This is a genomic window from Anaeromyxobacter oryzae (assembly GCF_023169945.1).
Lineage (GTDB): Bacteria > Myxococcota > Myxococcia > Myxococcales > Anaeromyxobacteraceae > Anaeromyxobacter > Anaeromyxobacter oryzae.
Genome location: NZ_AP025591.1, coordinates 984,521 through 1,001,758, shown reverse-complemented (window position 1 = coordinate 1,001,758; position 17,238 = coordinate 984,521). Strand labels below are relative to the sequence as shown.

Sequence of the window (17,238 nt, the reverse complement as noted above, 5' to 3'; positions counted from 1 at the left end):
CTCTCGACTAGCCCTGGGCGAGCAGCGCCAGGGCGGGCTTGATGAGGTCGTGCAGGGTCCCGTTGATCACGCTGAGGATCGCCTGCGGGTAGAACCCGAGGACGATCGCGATGGCGGCGAGCGGGTACAGCGAGATGCGCTCGCGCCAGTTCAGGTCGGGGTAGCCCTTGTACGCCGGGTTGGCCTTGCCGAGGAACATCCGGTGGATCGCCCACAGGTAGTACGCGGCGGTGATGATGACGCTCGAGGCGGAGATGATCGTGTAGACCGTGAACCGCGGGAACGACCCCGAGAAGACCATGAACTCGGAGACGAAGCCCGCGAGGCCGGGGAGGCCGAGCGAGGCGAAGAACGCGAGGCCCATGATCGCGGTGTACTCGGGGAGCTGGGAGGCGAGGCCGCCGAACTTCTCGATCTCACGGTGGTGGGCGCGGTCGTAGATCACGCCCACGATGAGGAACAGCATCGGGCTGATGATGCCGTGGGTGAAGAGGTTCAGCACCGCGCCGGAGATGCCGGCCGGCGTCATCGCCGCCATGCCGAGCAGCGAGAAGCCCATGTGCGAGACGGAGGAGTACGCGATGAGCTTCTTCAGGTCCTTCTGCGCGAGGCAGACGAACGCGGCGTAGACGATGTTGATGACGCCGAAGATCGCGATGGCGTTCGCGGCCCAGGCGGTCGCGTCCGGGAAGATCCCGAAGTTGAACCGGAGGATGCCGTACGGGCCCATCTTCAGGAGGACGCCGGCCAGGATGACGGAGATCGGCGTGGGCGCCTCGACGTGCGCGTCGGGCAACCAGGTGTGGAACGGGAACATCGGGATCTTGATGGCGAACCCGATGAAGAGGCCCACGAACGCGACCTTCGCGAAGTCGTAGCCGAGGAAGGCGACGTTGTGGAACTGGCCGGCGGCGCCCTGCTTCGCGAGCTCGACGAGGTTGAAGGTGTGGCCGCTCGAGAGCGTGCCGTCGGCGAGGAGCGCCGGCGCGCTGTTGTAGTAGATGCCGATGATCGCGAGGAGCATCAGCACGGAGCCGGCGAGCGTGTAGAGGAAGAACTTGATCGCCGCGTACTCCTTGCGCGGGCCGCCCCAGATGCCGATGAGGAAGTACATCGGCAGGAGCATGACCTCCCAGAACACGTAGAAGAGGAACATGTCGAGGGAGACGAAGGTCCCCATCATGCCGGTCTGCAGCAGGAGCAGCATGACCATGTAGCCGGGGACCATCCGCACCGAGAAGTGCTTCGGGTGGTGCGGGTCGTCGTGCCCGTCGTCGTTCATCCCCGCCATCTCGGCGGACTTCGCGGAGGACCACCACGGCATCGAGGCGATGGTCGCGACGAAGGAGATGAGGCCCGACAGGAGCACCATCGAGATCGACAGGCCGTCGACGCCGACGAAGTACTCGATGTTGAAGGCCTTGATCCACGTGAAGTGCTGGACGAGCTGCACGCCCTTCGTGGTGGGGTCGTACATCCGCCACGCGGCGATGGCGGCCACGAGCGAGAGGCCGCTCGTGAGGAGCGCGATCCAGCGCGCCGCGTCGTCGGTCGTCTTCTTCGACAGGCCCGCGAAGAACTTCACCGCGAGCAGCACGGAGATGGCCGCCGAGCCGATGAGCGGCAGGAAGGTGGCCCAGCTGAGGACGGTGTTGGGGTTGAACATTGCGTCTCTCTCCAGGTGCTACTTGATGAGGAAGTTGAGCAGGACCACGACGAGCGCGCCGCCGAGCGCGCCGTAGAGGTAGGTCTGGATGCGGCCGGTCTGGACCATCCGGATGGACCGGCCGAGGCCCATCGTCGCGTTCGCGACGGCGTTGACCGCGCCGTCCACGAGGTACTTGTCGATGGCGCCGTCGAGGTTGGCGAAGGCCTTCGTGATCGCGCCGGTGAGGAGCACCAGGCGGTCGAGCACCTCGGAGTCGAACCAGGAGCAGAGGCGGGCGAAGGCGACCGAGCCCCGGAGCACGGTGGCCGCGTACAGCTCGTCCACGTAGTACTTGTTGTAGACGACGGTCCACACGCCGTTGAAGCGCTCCTTGAGCGCCGCCGGGACGGTGCTCTTCCCGTCCTTGTAGAGCAGCATCGCGAAGAACCAGCCGACGGTGCCGGCGAGGACGCCGATGCCCTGGAACGCGTACTCCATCCAGTGGTGGGCGGGCGTGGCGAACGCGACCTCGGCGGTGAGGGCGGGCTCGAGCCAGTGCTCGAGGATCGGCGCCTTGCCGGTCCAGGCCATCGGGATGCCGAGGAACAGCGTGGCGAAGGAGCCGAGGGCGAGGAGCGAGAGGACGAGGGTCATCGTCCAGGGCGACTCGTGCGGCGTGCCGCCGTGGTGGCCGCCGTGGCCGCCCGCGTGCGCGTCGTCGTGATCGTCGTGAGCGTGGGCCGCCGCGGCCGCGCCGTGTGCCCCGTGGGCATGGCCGTGGTCGTCATGCCCGTGCGCCGGGGCGTGGACTGCGTGCGCCGCGTGCGGCGAGCCGTGGCCGTGGGTGCCGTGGTCGAGGTGGTCGGCGCCGTCGGAGGCGTGGACCTTCACGGACAGCGAGGACATCGCGGTCGCCGCCGCGGAGTGCGGATCCTCGTTGTGCTCGTCGTGGTGACCCTCGCCGCCGCGGTACTCGCCGGTGAAGGTCATGTAGTAGCTGCGGAACATGTAGAAGCTGGTCCCGGTCGCCGCGATGATGCCGATGACGTAGATGGCGGGGCCGAGCAGCGGCATCGGATGGCCGAAGAGCGCCAGGCCGTGCTGCGTGAACGCCTTCCAGAGGATCTCGTCCTTCGAGTAGAAGCCGTTCGCGATCGGGAAGCCGGCGATGGCGATGCACGCGTAGAGGTACGTCCACCGCGTGATGGGCATGTACTTCTTGAGCCCGCCCATCTTCCGCATGTCCTGCTCGTGGTGGCAGCCGAGGATCACCGAGCCCGACCCGAGGAAGAGGCACGCCTTGAAGAAGGCGTGGGTCAGGAGGTGGTACGCGCCGGCCCAGTAGGTGCCGACGCCGACGCCGATGAACATGAACCCGAGCTGCGAGACGGTCGAGTACGCGAGGACCTTCTTGATGTCGTACTGGAAGAAGCCGATCGTCGCGGCGAAGATCGCGGTCAGCGCACCGATGAGGGCGACCCAGCCCATCGCGCTCGGGTCGAGCGCGAAGAGGAAGTTGAGCCGCGCCACCATGTACACGCCGGCGGTGACCATCGTCGCCGCGTGGATGAGGGCGGAGACCGGTGTCGGGCCCGCCATCGCGTCCGGGAGCCAGACGTAGAGGGGGAGCTGGGCGCTCTTGCCCATCGCGCCGACGAACAGCAGCATCCCGATGATCATCAGCAGCGGGACGCCCCAGATCTTCGAGCCGAGGAGGTGCTCCTCGACGCCGGTGGCCTTGATCGCCACCTGGTCGCGGAGCTCGCGGAAGTTCATCGTCGGGCCGACCTTCACGCCGTCGACCTCGGGCGCGAGCGCCGCCGACTGCTCGGGCGTCGCGGCGCTGCCGGACGCGCCGACGTCGACCACGTGGCCGTGCAGCTCGACGCCCGGCTCGTAGATCGCGTTCGGCGAGGCCTCCTGGCGGCCGTGCCACGCGCCGCCGAGGCCCCAGAACAGGAGGAGGAGGCCGGCGAGGAAGCCGAAGTCGCCGAAGCGGTTCGCCACGAAGGCCTTCATGCCGGCCTTCGCCTTCTCCGGGTCCGTGTACCAGAAGGCGATGAGGAGGTACGAGGCGAGGCCGACGCCCTCCCACCCGAAGAACATCACCGCGAAGTTGTCCCCCATGACGAGGAGCAGCATCGCGAAGACGAACAGGTTCAGGTAGCTGAAGAACCGCCAGTAGCTCGGCTCGTCGGCCATGTAGCCGATGGAGAAGACGTGGATGAGCGAGCCGATGCCGGTGATGACGAGCACCATCATCATCGAGAGCGGATCGAGGGCGAACCCGAGGTCCACCGTGAGCCGCCCGGCCGTGAGGAGGTTCCAGAGCGTGTCCTGGAGGAACCGCTCCTCGCCGGGGAGCTGGAGGAGCTGGAGGAACGCCCGGACCGCCACCGCGAAGGCCGCGAGCATCGCGGTGACCGCGATGCGGTGGACGATCTTCTTGCCGAACAGCTGCTGGAGCTTCCAGCCGACGAGCGCGTTGATGGTCGCGCCGATCAGCGGGAACAGCGGGATGAGCCAGAGATAGCCGACGTGCGTGACGGCGATCCGGCCGAGCTCGTGTGCGGACTCGTGCATCGACTTACTCCCGCATCAGGTCCGCGAAGCGGACGTCGATGGACTTGAAGGTCTGGAAGATGGTGAGGACGATGGCGAGGCCGACCGCCGCCTCCGCCGCCGCCAGGACGATCACGAACAGCGAGAAGACCTGGCCGGACACCGCGTCGAGCGGATGCGTGCCCGCGCTCGCGACGAACCGGTTGAAGGCGACGAAGTTCACGTTGGCGCCGTTCAGGATGAGCTCGACGCCCATCAGGACGCCGACCGCGTTCCGCCGGGTGGCGACGGTGACGAGGCCGAACGTGAAGAGCAGCGCGCCGACGACGAGGAAGTGCGTGAGGGAGATCTGCATGGTGGCTCCTAGGCCTCGTCGGCCTTGATCTCCTTGCGGGCGATGACGATGGCCCCGATCAGCGTCGCGAGGAGGACGAGCGACGCGACCTCGAACGGCAGGAGCCACCGGGTGAGGAACCCGTCGCCGATGAGCTGGGTCGTGGGCGCGAGCGCGGCCGGCGAGACCACCTTCCACGGCGTGATGACCGAGACGGCGAGGAGGACCGGCGCGACCGCCACGAAGAGCAGGAACCCGCCGAACAGGCCGAAGCTCGAGTTCGAGACGTTCACCTCGGTGATCCGGTTCGTCAGCATGACCGCGAACAGGATCAGGACGAGGACGCCGCCGATGTAGACGAGCAGCTGGGTCACCGCCACGAAGTCGGCGGAGAGGAAGACGTACAGGGCGCCGGCGCCGAGGAGCGCCATCAGCAGCCCGATGGCGCTGTAGAGGATGTTGCGCGAGAGCGCGACGCCCGCGGCGCCCACCACCGTGACGCCGGCGAGCACGTAGAAGAGGACGTCGGCCAGGCCGAGCGCACCGGCCGCGGGCGCGGGCGCGTGGCGCGCGGCGGGCCCGATGACCTGCGTCGCCATGTAGACCACGAACGCGACGACCGCGACCGCCGCGAGGGTCCAGGCGAAGAGCTTGCTTCCGGTTGCCTTCATCGTGCGCTCCTCACTTCTGCTCGGAGGTTGGGGTCTTCTCGGCGACGGGCGCCGGGGCCGCGGCGGGGGCGGCGGCGGGCGTCTCGTGGCCGGCGGCGCCGTTCCCGGAGGTCGGCTTGGCGGCCGGAGCGGCGGCGGCAGCAGCGGGCTTCGGGGCCGGGGCCGCCGCCGGAGCGGCGGGAGCTTCGGCCGCGGGAGCGGCGGCGGGCTTCGCGGCGGCGGCCGGCGCGGCCTTCGCGGCGGGCTTCGCCGCGGCCGGCTTCGGCGGCTCGGGCGGGAGGAACTTCGGCCCCTTCGCGTTCCAGGCGTGCTCCTCCATCTTCACGCGGACGAGCGAGCCGAGCGGAGCGCGGGGGTAGTACTCCGCGGTCTTGTCGACCTTGTACACGGGGAAGGGGTTCATCGGGTCCGCCCAGCGGAACACGAGGTTCCGGATGTCCGCCTGGGAGCCCTCGAACTCGCGCGTGTGCTGGATCGAGCCGGTCGGGCAGGGCTCGACGCAGAGGCCGCAGAACATGCACTTGGCCTCGTCGATGTCGAACTGGGCGACCGCGCGCTGCTTCGGGTTCGCGGGGTCCTTCTCGAGCGTGATCTGGATGCAGCCGATCGGGCACGCGCGCTCGCAGGCCTGGCACCCGGTGCAGATCGAGGTGTCCACCTCGAGGAAGCCCCGGTAGCGCGGCGGGAGCATGTCCCGCATCGGCATCGGCAGCCGGTCCGGATACTGGACGGTGGTCGGCCGGCGGAGCAGGTGCGAGAGGGTGATCGACATGCCGTGCCAGAAGGACTTGACCGTGTCCTTGATGGCGCCGGTGTACTCGCTGACGGACTGGGCCATGTTGTTGTCCTGTCCCGGTTACCAGTTGGAGAGGTCGACGCGATCGCCGCCGGTCGCGACGTTCTGCCTCGTGAGGCGGATCATCTGGACGATGGCGAGGAGCGCGAGGACGCTCATGGCCACGCCGCTCGCGGTGGCGGCGGCCGGCACGCTGGTGACGAGGATCTGCCAGAGGAGCGTCGCGACGAGCGTCACGAAGGCGCCGGGGACGAGGTACTTCCAGCAGAGGCTCATCATCTGGTCGATGCGGATGCGCGGGAAGGTCCACCGGATCCAGATGACCACGTTCATCATGACGAGCGTCTTCACGACGAACACCGCCATCGAGGCGACCTGCAGCCCCCACCACCCGGCCGCGGGCAGCACGCCCGCGCCGCGCGCGGCGGCGTAGGCGTCGAGGCTCACGCCCGGCACCTGCCAGCCGCCGAAGAAGAGCGTCACGGCGACGGCGCTCATGATCCAGACGTTGCCGAACTCGACCAGGAAGTAGATCGCGTAGCGGAACGCCGAGTACTCGGCGAGGTAGCCGGCCACGAGCTCGGACTCGGCCTCCGGGAGGTCGAACGGCGGGCGGTTCGACTCCGCGAGCTGGGAGATGAAGAAGATGAGGAAGGCGACGAACGCGGCGGGGTTCGTGAACACGAACCACTGCCACGGCCAGGCGCCCTGCGCCCGGATGATCCCCTGCATGGAGAGCGTGCCGGCCATGAGGATGGGCACCATCACCGCGATGCCCGCCGGGATCTCGTACGAGATCACCTGGGCGGCGGAGCGCATGCCGCCGAAGAGCGCCCACTTGGAGTTCGAGGACCAGCCGGCGAGGAGGATGCCGACCACGATGAGCGCGGTCACCGCCGTGATGTAGAAGATCCCGACGTTGAGGTCGCTCGCGATGACGCTCTCGCCGAAGGGCAGGGCGACGAAGATGAGCGCGAACCCGGTGAAGACGAAGTAGGGCGCGGCGCGGAAGAGGAGCCCGTCCGCCTCGGCGGGGATGAGGTCCTCCTTGAGGAGGAGCTTCACCGCGTCCGCGAGCCACTGCAGCATGCCGCCGGCGCCGACGCGGTTGTAGCCGACGCGGCTCTGCATGCGGGAGCTGACCCGCATCTCCCACCAGATCGTGAGCGACGCGATGATCGCGCCGAAGTTCAGGATCATGAAGGCGAGGATCGCGGCGCCCACGCCGTAGACCACCCCGGTGTACGGCCAGGTCGCCGGATCGTGACCGAGCACGTTCCGGACGAAGGCCTGCACGGGCTCGGGCTTCGTGATCACCGTGAGCACGAGCAGGGCGGCGAACAGCACCACGGGCAGCGAGAGCATCACCCCGAGGGTGATCAGGAGCTTGGCCCGGGGGTTTCCCTTCGGGAGAGTGACGGTGGCCATTAGCGATCGATCTCCGGAGCGACGACGTCCAGCGACGAGATGAGCGCGACGAGATCGGCGACCATCAGGCCGCCTGAGATGTCCTCGATGATGGACATCGCGGTGAACGAGCCGGTGCGGGCGCGGATGCGGTACGCCTTGTTCGTCCCGTCCGACACGACGTAGTAGGCCATCTCGCCGCGGGCGGACTCGACGCGGGAGAGCACCTCGCCCGCCTCGGGCTTCATGATGCGCGGGACCTTCGGCGCCACGTAGTCGCCCTCGGGGAGGGTCTCGAGCGCCTGGCGGACGATCTTCGAGGACTCCGCCATCTCGAGGCACCGCACGTAGTACCGGTCGAAGCAGTCGCCCACCGTCCCGGCCCAGCCCTTGCCGACCGGCACGTCGAACTGGAAGTGCGGATACGCCCCGTACGGCATGTCGCGGCGGACGTCCCACTTCACGCCGGAGCCGCGGAGGTTCGGACCCGAGAGGCCGTAGTTGATCGCCTGCTCGCGGGTGATGACGGCGACGTTCGCGAGGCGCCGCTTGTAGATCTCGTTGAACGAGATCAGGCGGTCGAACTCGGGGAGGAACCGGTCGAACCCGTCGAGGAACCGGAGGGCCTTGTCGCGCCACCCCTCGGGCAGGTCGAACGCGACGCCGCCGACGCGGTGATAGTTGTAGGTGAGGCGCGCGCCGCAGAGCGCCTCGATGAGGTCGTTGATCTCCTCGCGCTCGCGGAGGCCGTGCATCATCGGCGTGAAGGCGCCGATGTCCATCGTCATCGTGCCGACGCCGACGAGGTGGCTCGCGATGCGCACGAGCTCGCAGCTGATGGCGCGGAGCCACTGCGCGCGGGGCGGCACCTCGATCTTGAGGAGCTTCTCGAGCGCGATCGCGTAGCCCTCGTTCGCGAACATCGCGGCGACGTAGTCGATCCGGTCGGTGTAGGGCATGAAGCCCGGATAGCCGACGATCTCGCCGATCTTCTCGATGGAGCGGTGCAGGTACCCGACGTCCGGGATCGCCTTCTTCATCACCTCGCCGTCGGTCTCGACGATGAAGTTGATGACGCCGTGGGTCGAGGGGTGCTGCGGCCCGAAGTTGAGGACCATCTCCTCGTTCTGGCGATCGACGCGGCGGAGGATGAGCTTTTCCATGTCGTCGTTTCCCCTCAGGCCTTCGCGGAAGCCTCGGGCTCCGCCGGCGGCGCCGCCTTGGCGGCGACCTCCGCCTTCTTCGCGTCGTCGAGCCGCTTCAGCTCGACGAGCGGGTTCTCGCGCATGTTCGAGATGCCGTGGTAGCCGCCCGCCTCCTGGTAGTCCTTGCGGAGCGGGTGGCCGGTCCAGTCGTCCGGCAGCATGATCCGGCGGAGGTCCGGGTGGCCGGGGAAGTCGACGCCGAAGAGGTCGTAGACCTCGCGCTCGAACCAGTTCGCCCCCTTCCATACGGACGAGACCGTGCGCACCGTCGGGGCGGCGCGGTCCGTCTCGACCTTCATCGTGAAGGTGTGGCGGTGGGTGATCGAGACCAGGTGGTAGACGATCTCGATGAGGTTCTTCTTGGGCCAGTCGACGGCGGTGAGGTCCTCGAGGAAGTCGAGCTCGAGCCCGGGCTCCGCCTGGAGGAAGCGGCAGACGTCGACGATGCGCTCGGCCTTCACGACGCAGAAGGGATCGACCTTCGGCTCCGAGAGGGGACCGACGTCCTCTCCGAAGCGCGCCTTCAGCCGCTCATGGATCTCATTGGTCGTCATTCGTTCCTCAGACGTTGCACGAGGCGGGCGGGAGCCCCTGTAGAGCGACCCCGGCCCGCCCCGTCCCAGAACACCTGCGGTGAAGCGTTCCGTTCCTTGCGCTGCTTAAGCGACGCCCTTCGCCTCCGGCGGACGGCGCCTCTGGGCCAGGTACGGCTCGTTCCGCACGAGCTCCTGGAGACGGATGATCCCTTCCGTCAGCGCCTCCGGCCGCGGCGGGCAGCCGGGGATGTACACGTCGACCGGGACCATCTTGTCGACGCCCTTGCACACGGAGTAACCGAGCTGGAAGAGGCCGCCGCAGTTCGAGCAGGAGCCCATCGACACCACGTACTTCGGCTCGGGCATCTGGTCGTAGAGCAGCTTCGCGCGCTCTGCCATCTTGTACGTGAGCGTTCCCGCCACGATCATGAAGTCGGCCTGGCGCGGGGAGGCGCGGGGGATCGCGCCGAAGCGCATCACGTCGGCGCGCACGCCGCCGGTCTGCATGAGCTCGATCCCGCAGCAGGCGAGGCCGAACAGCAGGTACCAGAGGGAGTTCTCGCGAGCCATGTTGATGAGCTTGTCGAGCTGGCTCGTGTGGAAGAGGGTGACGTCCCCTCCGATCCCCTGGTCCATCTTGGCTGCGGACATCGCGCTCTGACCTCCTGGTTGCTGCTCGTTTGTTCGAACCCGAACCGTCGTCCGTCGATGGTCTACGCCGCGCGCCGGGGCGCCGGCTCCTCGCGCCGCTCGCCGGCGTTCTCGCCCGTCAGCTCCTTCACCCACTCGAGGTCGCCGTGCGCCCAGGCCCACGCGAGGCCGACGACCAGGATGGCGGTGAAGAGGAGGAGCTCGAGGAACGCCACCCACGCCAGGCGGGGCGACGCCTCCACCCAGCGCCGGTACACGGCGACCACCGGGAAGGTGAGGGCGATGTCGACCTCGAAGATCACGAAGACGAGGGCGACCAGGTAGAAGCGGGGATTGAAGTTGAACCAGGCGACTCCGATGGGCCGCTCGCCGCACTCGTAGATCGACGCCTTCTCGGGATTGGGTGCCCGGGGACCCAGCACTCGAGAGAGCGTGACTCCACCGAAAGCGAACCCCACCGCGACGAGGACGAAGACGAGGACGAGACCGAAATCGAAGCCCATGTCGAAGGACCCTTAAGTGGACCTATCTTGTCGGCAAAACTGGGGAAACAGGCGCGCGCAGTCTACAGAAGGGAGTCGTGGTGTCAAGGGGTGGAAACCCGTTGACAAACCCTGATTGGGCAGGCACTTAAGGGCCTCCACCCGACCCTCCCCCACCTTATGACACCCCTGCAGATCTACTTACCCATCGGTGTAGTGCTGCTCGTGGCAGTCGGCCTGGCGATGCTGATGCTGGGCCTCTCGAACGTGCTCGGCCCCCGGCGTCCGAGCCTCGTGAAGCAGACCCCGTTCGAGTGTGGTTCCGAGCCGGTCGGGTCTGCGCACGAGCGGTTCGGCGTGAAGTTCTACGTCGTCGCGCTGCTCTTCATCGTCTTCGATATCGAAGCCATCTTCCTGTACCCGTGGGCGGTGCTGCTTCTTCCCGACGAGAAGACCGGCTACGCCGGCCTCGGCTGGCCGGGCTTCCTGTCGATGGGGATCTTCGTCTTCACCCTCGTCGCGGGGCTCGTCTACGTGTGGAAGAAGGGCGTGCTCGACTGGCAGGACTAGAGAGGAGCGACCGCGAGAATGTCTTCCGAGATCGACGTCGTCCCAGCGATCACCACGCGCCGTGAAGACGCGGAGACCGGCCTGCGGAGCCTCATCTCCAAGGGCCTCGGCTGGGCGCGCAAGTACTCGCTGTTCCAGTATCCGTTCGTCACCGCCTGCTGCGGCATGGAGTACATGACCGTCGCGAGCGCGCGGTACGACCTGGATCGCTTCGGCGCGGCGCTCCCCCGCTTCTCTCCCCGGCAGGCCGACCTGCTGATGGTCGTGGGGACGGTCAACTGCAAGCAGGCGCCGATCCTCCGGCGCATCTACGAGCAGATGGCGGATCCGAAGTGGGTGATCGCGTTCGGCGTCTGCGCGAGCTCCGGCGGCTTCTACGACAACTACGCGACGGTGCAGGGCATCGACCGCATCGTGCCGGTGGACGTGTACATCCCCGGCTGCCCGCCGCGCCCGGAGCAGGTGCTCGACGGGATCATCCTGCTGCAGAAGAAGATCCAGGATCAGTCGCACAAGCTCATCGACCGCAAGCCCCTGCCCACGTTCGGGCCCGAGTACGGCGGCGAGCGGTAGAGAGGCACTCAATGTCCAAGGCCGTCATCGACGCGCTCGTCGAGCGCTTCCCCGACGCCGTGACCGACGCCTACGAGGGCGTCGGTGGCGACGATTGCGCCTTCGTCAAGAAGGACCGGATCGTCGACGTCTGCCGGGCGCTCAAGGAAGATCCGCGCTTCGGCTTCAACATGGCGCCGTACATCACCGCGGTGGACTACCTCGGCGAGGAGCCGCGCTTCGAGGTCGTCTACAACCTGCTCTCCACCTCGACGAACAGCCGCGTCCGGCTTCGCGTGCGGGTGCCGGAGAACGACTGCGTGGTGCCGTCGGTCATGTCCGTCTGGCGCGGCGCCGACTGGTTCGAGCGGTACTGCTTCGACATGTACGGGATCCGGTTCACCGGCCATCCCGACCTGCGGCGGCTGTTCATGTACGACGAGTTCGTCGGGCACCCGCTGCGCAAGGACTACCCGCTCCGCGGCCGCCAGCCGCTCGTGCCGGAGCGCGAGGTGAAGGACATCTACCGCGGGCCGGGGCCCGCGACGCGCGACTAGCGCGGCCGAACTCGTTCGAAGACGAGGTCCCATGTCGACCGAAGCGAAGGGAGTGGGAGGCATCGATCCGCTGGCGACGCCGGGCAGCGCCGGCGCGGGCCAGCCGCCGCCGCAGCTCGGCGGCGCGACGCTCGCCGGCCCGCTCGAGAACGAGCTGGACGCGCCGCTTCCCAGGAAGCGGATGACGCTCAACATGGGCCCCTCTCACCCGGCCACGCACGGCGTGACCCGGCTCGTCGTCGATCTGAACGGCGAGAACATCGAGGGGATGAAGATCGACATCGGTTACCTGCACCGCGGCTTCGAGAAGAGCTGCGAGAACGTGACCTGGACGCAGGTGTTCCCGTACACGGACCGCCTGAACTACGTCTCGTCGATCATGAACAACGTGGGCTTCGCCCTCGGCGTCGAGAAGCTCTGCAGGCTCGACATCCCCGAGCGCGCGAAGTACCTCCGCGTCCTCTCGAGCGAGGTCCACCGCATCTGCGATCACCTCACCCTCGTCGGCGCCATGGGGATGGAGCTCGGCGCGATGACGGTGTTCCTCTACGCCGTCGAGGCGCGAGACCTCATCTACGACCGGCTCGCGGAGCTGTGCGGCGCGCGGCTCACCTCGAACTACGCCCGCATCGGCGGCGTCGCGCGCGACCTGCCCGAGGGCTGGGTCGAGAAGATGACGCAGTCGCTCGATCGCACGATGACGCTCGTCGACGAGATCGACGCGCTCCTCGCGCGGAACCGGATCTTCATCGACCGCACCCGGAACACCGGCAAGATCTCCCGCGAGCTCGCCTGCGAGCTCGGCTTCACGGGCCCGTGCCTCCGCGCCTGCGGCGAGCCGTACGACATCCGGAAGGCGGCGCCCTACCTCGTCTACGACCGGATGGAGTTCGACATCCCGGTCGGCTCGAACGGCGACAACTTCGATCGCTACCTGATGCGCATCGAGGAGATGCGCCAGTCCAACAAGATCATCCGCCAGTGCTTCGAGCAGATGGAGCCGGGCGAGATCATCGTCCCGGACTTCCGGTACGCGCTGCCGCCGAAGCCGCTCGTGTACGGGACCATCGAGGGCGTGATGGCCCACTTCAAGCTCATCATGGAGGGGATCAAGGTCCCCGCCGGCGAGGTGTACTCGTACACCGAGGCGGCCAACGGCGAGCTCGGGTTCTACATCGTGTCCGACGGCGGCGGCCGGCCCTACAAGCTCGGCCTCCGCGCGCCGGGCTGGCCCATGGTCGCGGCGCTCCCGTACATGATGAAGGGCGCGCTGCTCTCCGACCTCATCCCGACCTACGACTCCATCAACATGATCGGCGGCGAGGTCGAGCAGTAGCCTCGCCCGGAACTCGCGAGAACGGAGCCTTTCCGATGGCCGACGAGAAGAAGCCCGAAGCCCCCGCCGCCGCGGCGCCGAAGCCGCCGCCCGGGCCGCCCGCGCCGCCGCCGCCCAAGAACCCCGGGTTCGTGACGGCGACGATCGACGGCCGCGAGGTCGTGGTGAAGCCCGGCACGACCGTCATCGAGGCGGCGAAGTCCGTCGGGGTCGAGATCCCCTACTACTGCTACCACAAGCGGCTCTCCATCGCGGCCAACTGCCGGATGTGCCTCGTGGAGATGTCGAACGCGCCCATGGGCAAGCTGATGCCCGGGTGCCAGATGCCGGTGGCCGAGGGCATCACCGTCAAGACCGACACGCCGCGCGTGAAGGACCAGCAGCGCGCGACGCTCGAGTTCCTGCTCCTGAACCACCCGGTCGACTGCTCCATCTGCGATCAGGCCGGCGAGTGCAAGCTGCAGGACTACTACATGAAGTACGACCGGCAGCCGTCGCGGCTGGACGTGCCGAAGGTCACGAAGGGGAAGCGCGTCCAGCTCGGCCCCACGGTGACGCTCGACCAGGAGCGCTGCATCCTCTGCACGCGCTGCGTCCGGTTCATGCGCGAGGTCGCGAAGGCGCCCCAGCTCGGCGTCGCCCAGCGCGGCAACGAGAGCTTCATCACGACGTTCCCGGGCCAGCCGCTCGACTCGAAGTACGCGGGCAACGTCGTCGACATCTGCCCGGTCGGCGCGCTCACCTCGACCGACTTCCGCTTCCGCGGCCGCGTCTGGTTCATGTCGTCGGCGCGGTCCGTCTGCACCGGCTGCGCGCGCGGGTGCAACACCTTCCTCGACTACCTGAACGACACGACCTACCGCTACCGTCCGCGGGAGAACGACGCCGTCAACCAGGAGTGGATGTGTGACGACGGGCGGACGAGCTACAAGTACCTGAACAACGACCGCGTGCGCGTCCCGCGCGCCGGGCGTGGCGCCCAGGCGGAGGTGCTCGCGCGCCCCGTCGCGGCGCAGCGCGCGGCGGCGGAGCTCTCCGCGCACGCGCAGGCGAAGACGCTCGGCGTGCTCCTCTCGCCGGTCGCGTCCCTCGAGGATCTCCTCGTCGCGTGCCAGGTCGCGAAGGAGGGGCTCGGCCTCTCCGTCGCGTACGTCGGCGGCCGCCCCGACGGGTGGCAGGACGACTTCCTGAAGCGCGCCGACCAGAACCCGAACCGCAAGGGGCTCGAGCTCGCTGCGCAGGCGTACGGCCTCACGCTGAAGCCGTTCGCGGAGCTCCTCGCCGCGGTCCAGGCCGGCACCGTGAAGGGCCTCTGGGCGGTCGGGACCGAGCTGCCGGACGCCACGGCTGCGGCGAAGCTCGAGCGGCTCGAGGTGCTCGTCGCGCAGTCGTACAACGACGTCGGCCTCGCGAAGGCCGCCACGGTCCTGCTGCCGGCGTCGCCGCACTCGGAGACCGACGGCACGTTCGTGAACTTCGAGGGCCGGGCGCAGCGGTTCGAGATGGCGTACTACCCGCGCGGGGAGTCGCGGCCGCACTGGGCGCTCGCCGCCGAGCTCGGCGCCGCGCTGAAGCTCGAGATCGCGTTCGCGAACGCGCGCGAGGTCTTCCAGAAGCTCGGGCCGAAGGTCGCCGGCGCGCTCGGCGACTTCCAGTGGGACTCGATGCACTCCATCGGCAAGCGGTTCGGGCTGATCCCGCTCGCCGCAGGCACCGTCGACGGCCGCCTCGCGGGCAATCGCGACCGCGTCCCGTCCGAGACCAGCGAGGACTACCGCCGCGCGCTCGCGCGGAGCCGGTAGGAGGAGGCGCCTTGAATCGCTTCGTCGGAATGCTCCTGGTGTTCGCCGCGGTGATCGCGGTGATCGTCTTCGCCTGCGCCGGCTTCTACCTGGCCGCCGGCTGGCTGGGCGTCGGCTTCAACGCGATCTCGAACGCGATCTTCGGGACGACGGGCTGGTCCCGCGCCGCCGTCTACTTCGGCGCGTCGGTCGCGAACATCCTGACGCTGCTCCTCGTCGTCATGATGATCTCCGGGTCGCTGCTCACCGTCGCCGAGCGGAAGTGGTCGGCGATGATCCAGAACCGGATCGGCGCGAACCGGATCAAGGTGTTCGGCTCGCCGCTCGGCGGCATCCCGTTCCTCGCCGCCGACGCCCTCAAGATGCTGACCAAGGAGCGCGTCGAGCCCCGCGGTCGCAACCAGTTCCTCTACTTCCTCGCGCCGGCGCTCGCCTTCGCCCCGGTGTTCGCGCTGTTCGCCGTGATCCCGGTCGGGATGGGCATCAGCCTCTCCGAGATCACCGGCCAGCCCGCGAGCGCCGCGCTCGACCCGATCTCGCTCCAGGCCGCGCACCCCGACGTCGGCCTCCTCTACGTCTTCGCCTTCGCGTCGCTGCAGGTCTATGGCACGGCGCTCGCGGGCTGGGCGTCGAACAACAAGCTCGCGCTCCTCGGCGGCGTCCGCGCCTCCTCGCAGATGATCTCGTACGAGGTGTCGCTCGGCCTCTCGCTGGTCGGCTGCATGATCGCCTACCGGACCCTCCGGCTCGACGACATGGTCGTCGCGCAGGGGCAGGCGGTCCTCGGGCCCATCCCGGCGGTCGGTATCCTCATCCAGCCCATCGGCTTCCTCGTCTTCTTCGCGAGCGCGTTCGCCGAGACGAAGCGCGCGCCGTTCGACCTGCCCGAGGGCGAGAGCGAGATCGTCGGCTACTTCGTCGAGTACTCGGGCATGAAGTTCGGCCTCATGTTCCTCGCCGAGTTCATCGAGATCGTCGTGCTGTCCGGCATCGTCACGGCGGTGTTCCTCGGCGGCTGGCACCCGTACCTCTTCGAGGGCTGGCTCCAGTCGAACCTCTCGCAGTTCTGGTTCGCGTCCGTCGGGGCCGCCGCCTTCATCGTGAAGATGGTCTTGATGATGTGGCTGCAGATCACGATTCGCTGGCTGCTCCCGCGGTTCCGCTTCGACCAGATCCAGAAGCTCTGCTGGAAGATCCTGCTGCCGGCCGCGCTCGCGAACGTCTTCGTGGCCGGCGCCGCGCTCCTCATCGACCCGAGCATGCAGCTCCTCGCGGCCATCGGGATCGTCACCCTCGTCATCGTCGCCGTCATCACCGCCGCGGTCGGCCGCGCTCCTGCCCCCGAGGCAGGGCACGCCGCCGCGCACGCCGCCGCGGGGCACTGACCACCATGCCTTACCCGCTCCAGAACCGACCGGCCGATCTGCGCGAGTCGATGTACTTCCCGGAGATCCTCCGGGGCATCGGCACGGTCACGAAGCACTTCCTGAAGAACCTGTTCTTCTCGCGCGACGCGAACCCGGACATCCTCGCGCGCAAGCGCGGCGGGTTCGGGTACTCGGACAACGTCACGCTGCAGTACCCGGAGGAGCGGGCGCCGTACCCGCCCGGCTACCGCGGCCTGCACCGGCTCGTGCCGCGCGAGGACGGCCGCGCGCGCTGCGTCGCCTGCTACATGTGCGCGACGGCGTGCCCGGCCCAGTGCATCTACATCGAGGCGGGCGAGTACGCGGACGATCCGGTCGAGAAGTACCCGGTCAAGTTCGTGATCGACGAGCTGCGCTGCATCGTGTGCGGCTTCTGCGTCGAGGCCTGCCCGAAGGACGCGATCCGGATGGACTCGGGCGAGCACACGCCGCCGTCCTACGAGCGCGCGGCGCAGGTCTGGGACGAGAAGCGGCTCCTCCGCGGCCCGCCGGTCTCGTACCAGTACGATCCGTGGCTCCGCCGCGGCTCGCCCTCGATCGCGCCCGAGAAGCTCGAGGAGATGCGGGCGTGCGCCAAGCCGTTCCCGTCGGTGGCCACCGACGAGGCGAGCCAGACGCCGGGGTTCTCGGTCCGGGCCCTCGCGCAGGAGGCGAAGGAGCGCGGGGAGCTGGCGAAGCGCTAGCGTCCCGCCACCGTCTTGG

At 68.4% G+C, this 17,238-nt stretch carries 17 protein-coding genes; 7 read left to right on the top strand and 10 right to left on the bottom strand.

Going from position 1 to position 17,238, the window contains the following annotated elements:
• Window positions 1–7: 7 nt before the first annotated feature.
• The 10 genes from AMOR_RS04310 to AMOR_RS04265 form a co-directional block, all read right to left on the bottom strand.
• On the bottom strand, window positions 8–1,666 hold the full coding sequence (locus AMOR_RS04310) for a complex I subunit 4 family protein (RefSeq protein ID WP_248358773.1): 1,659 nt from the start codon (window positions 1,664–1,666) through the stop codon (window positions 8–10).
• Between the two features lie 18 nt (window positions 1,667–1,684).
• Window positions 1,685–4,231 (bottom strand): proton-conducting transporter transmembrane domain-containing protein, encoded by a 2,547-nt coding sequence (locus tag AMOR_RS04305; protein ID WP_248358771.1) that lies wholly within the window; start codon window positions 4,229–4,231, stop codon window positions 1,685–1,687.
• A 4-nt stretch (window positions 4,232–4,235) separates the two neighbouring features.
• Window positions 4,236–4,565 (bottom strand): NADH-quinone oxidoreductase subunit NuoK, encoded by a 330-nt coding sequence (nuoK, locus tag AMOR_RS04300; RefSeq protein ID WP_248358769.1) that lies wholly within the window; start codon window positions 4,563–4,565, stop codon window positions 4,236–4,238.
• Between the two features lie 8 nt (window positions 4,566–4,573).
• Entirely contained in the window at window positions 4,574–5,215 is a 642-nt protein-coding gene (locus AMOR_RS04295; protein ID WP_248358767.1) for an NADH-quinone oxidoreductase subunit J family protein, read from the bottom strand.
• 10 nt (window positions 5,216–5,225) lie between these two features.
• Window positions 5,226–6,053, bottom strand: a complete 828-nt coding sequence (locus AMOR_RS04290; RefSeq protein ID WP_248358765.1) for a NuoI/complex I 23 kDa subunit family protein — start codon at window positions 6,051–6,053, stop codon at window positions 5,226–5,228.
• 18 nt (window positions 6,054–6,071) lie between these two features.
• Window positions 6,072–7,439, bottom strand: a complete 1,368-nt coding sequence (locus AMOR_RS04285; RefSeq protein ID WP_248358763.1) for a complex I subunit 1/NuoH family protein — start codon at window positions 7,437–7,439, stop codon at window positions 6,072–6,074.
• A complete protein-coding gene (locus tag AMOR_RS04280) occupies window positions 7,439–8,581 on the bottom strand; it encodes an NADH-quinone oxidoreductase subunit D (RefSeq protein ID WP_248358761.1) in 1,143 nt (380 codons plus the stop codon). Before AMOR_RS04280 ends, AMOR_RS04285 begins: the two co-directional genes overlap by 1 nt.
• A gap of 14 nt (window positions 8,582–8,595) precedes the next feature.
• On the bottom strand, window positions 8,596–9,177 hold the full coding sequence (locus tag AMOR_RS04275) for an NADH-quinone oxidoreductase subunit C (RefSeq protein WP_248358759.1): 582 nt from the start codon (window positions 9,175–9,177) through the stop codon (window positions 8,596–8,598).
• Window positions 9,178–9,282: 105 nt separating this feature from the next.
• A complete protein-coding gene (gene nuoB / locus AMOR_RS04270; protein WP_248358756.1) occupies window positions 9,283–9,810 on the bottom strand; it encodes an NADH-quinone oxidoreductase subunit NuoB in 528 nt (175 codons plus the stop codon).
• Window positions 9,811–9,872: 62 nt separating this feature from the next.
• Window positions 9,873–10,313, bottom strand: coding sequence for an NADH-quinone oxidoreductase subunit A (locus AMOR_RS04265; RefSeq protein WP_248358753.1), 441 nt, complete (start codon window positions 10,311–10,313; stop codon window positions 9,873–9,875).
• Between the two features lie 159 nt (window positions 10,314–10,472).
• Here AMOR_RS04265 and AMOR_RS04260 point away from each other — a divergent pair, with 159 nt between their 5' ends.
• From AMOR_RS04260 to AMOR_RS04230, 7 genes are read left to right on the top strand one after another with little or no spacing between them, the layout of a single operon-like run.
• Complete coding sequence (locus AMOR_RS04260; RefSeq protein ID WP_248358750.1) at window positions 10,473–10,862, top strand: NADH-quinone oxidoreductase subunit A; 390 nt, start codon at window positions 10,473–10,475, stop codon at window positions 10,860–10,862.
• An 18-nt stretch (window positions 10,863–10,880) separates the two neighbouring features.
• Entirely contained in the window at window positions 10,881–11,435 is a 555-nt protein-coding gene (locus tag AMOR_RS04255) for an NADH-quinone oxidoreductase subunit B (RefSeq protein WP_248358745.1), read from the top strand.
• Window positions 11,436–11,446: 11 nt separating this feature from the next.
• Entirely contained in the window at window positions 11,447–11,971 is a 525-nt protein-coding gene (locus tag AMOR_RS04250) for an NADH-quinone oxidoreductase subunit C (protein ID WP_248358742.1), read from the top strand.
• A gap of 31 nt (window positions 11,972–12,002) precedes the next feature.
• Complete coding sequence (nuoD, locus tag AMOR_RS04245; RefSeq protein ID WP_248358739.1) at window positions 12,003–13,307, top strand: NADH dehydrogenase (quinone) subunit D; 1,305 nt, start codon at window positions 12,003–12,005, stop codon at window positions 13,305–13,307.
• A 35-nt stretch (window positions 13,308–13,342) separates the two neighbouring features.
• Window positions 13,343–15,109: a 2Fe-2S iron-sulfur cluster-binding protein gene (locus tag AMOR_RS04240; protein WP_248358736.1), complete on the top strand. Its 1,767-nt coding sequence runs from the start codon at window positions 13,343–13,345 to the stop codon at window positions 15,107–15,109.
• Between the two features lie 11 nt (window positions 15,110–15,120).
• Window positions 15,121–16,494, top strand: coding sequence for a complex I subunit 1/NuoH family protein (locus AMOR_RS04235; protein ID WP_248358733.1), 1,374 nt, complete (start codon window positions 15,121–15,123; stop codon window positions 16,492–16,494).
• 5 nt (window positions 16,495–16,499) lie between these two features.
• Window positions 16,500–17,219, top strand: a complete 720-nt coding sequence (locus AMOR_RS04230; RefSeq protein ID WP_248358731.1) for a NuoI/complex I 23 kDa subunit family protein — start codon at window positions 16,500–16,502, stop codon at window positions 17,217–17,219.
• Window positions 17,220–17,238: the final 19 nt, after the last annotated feature.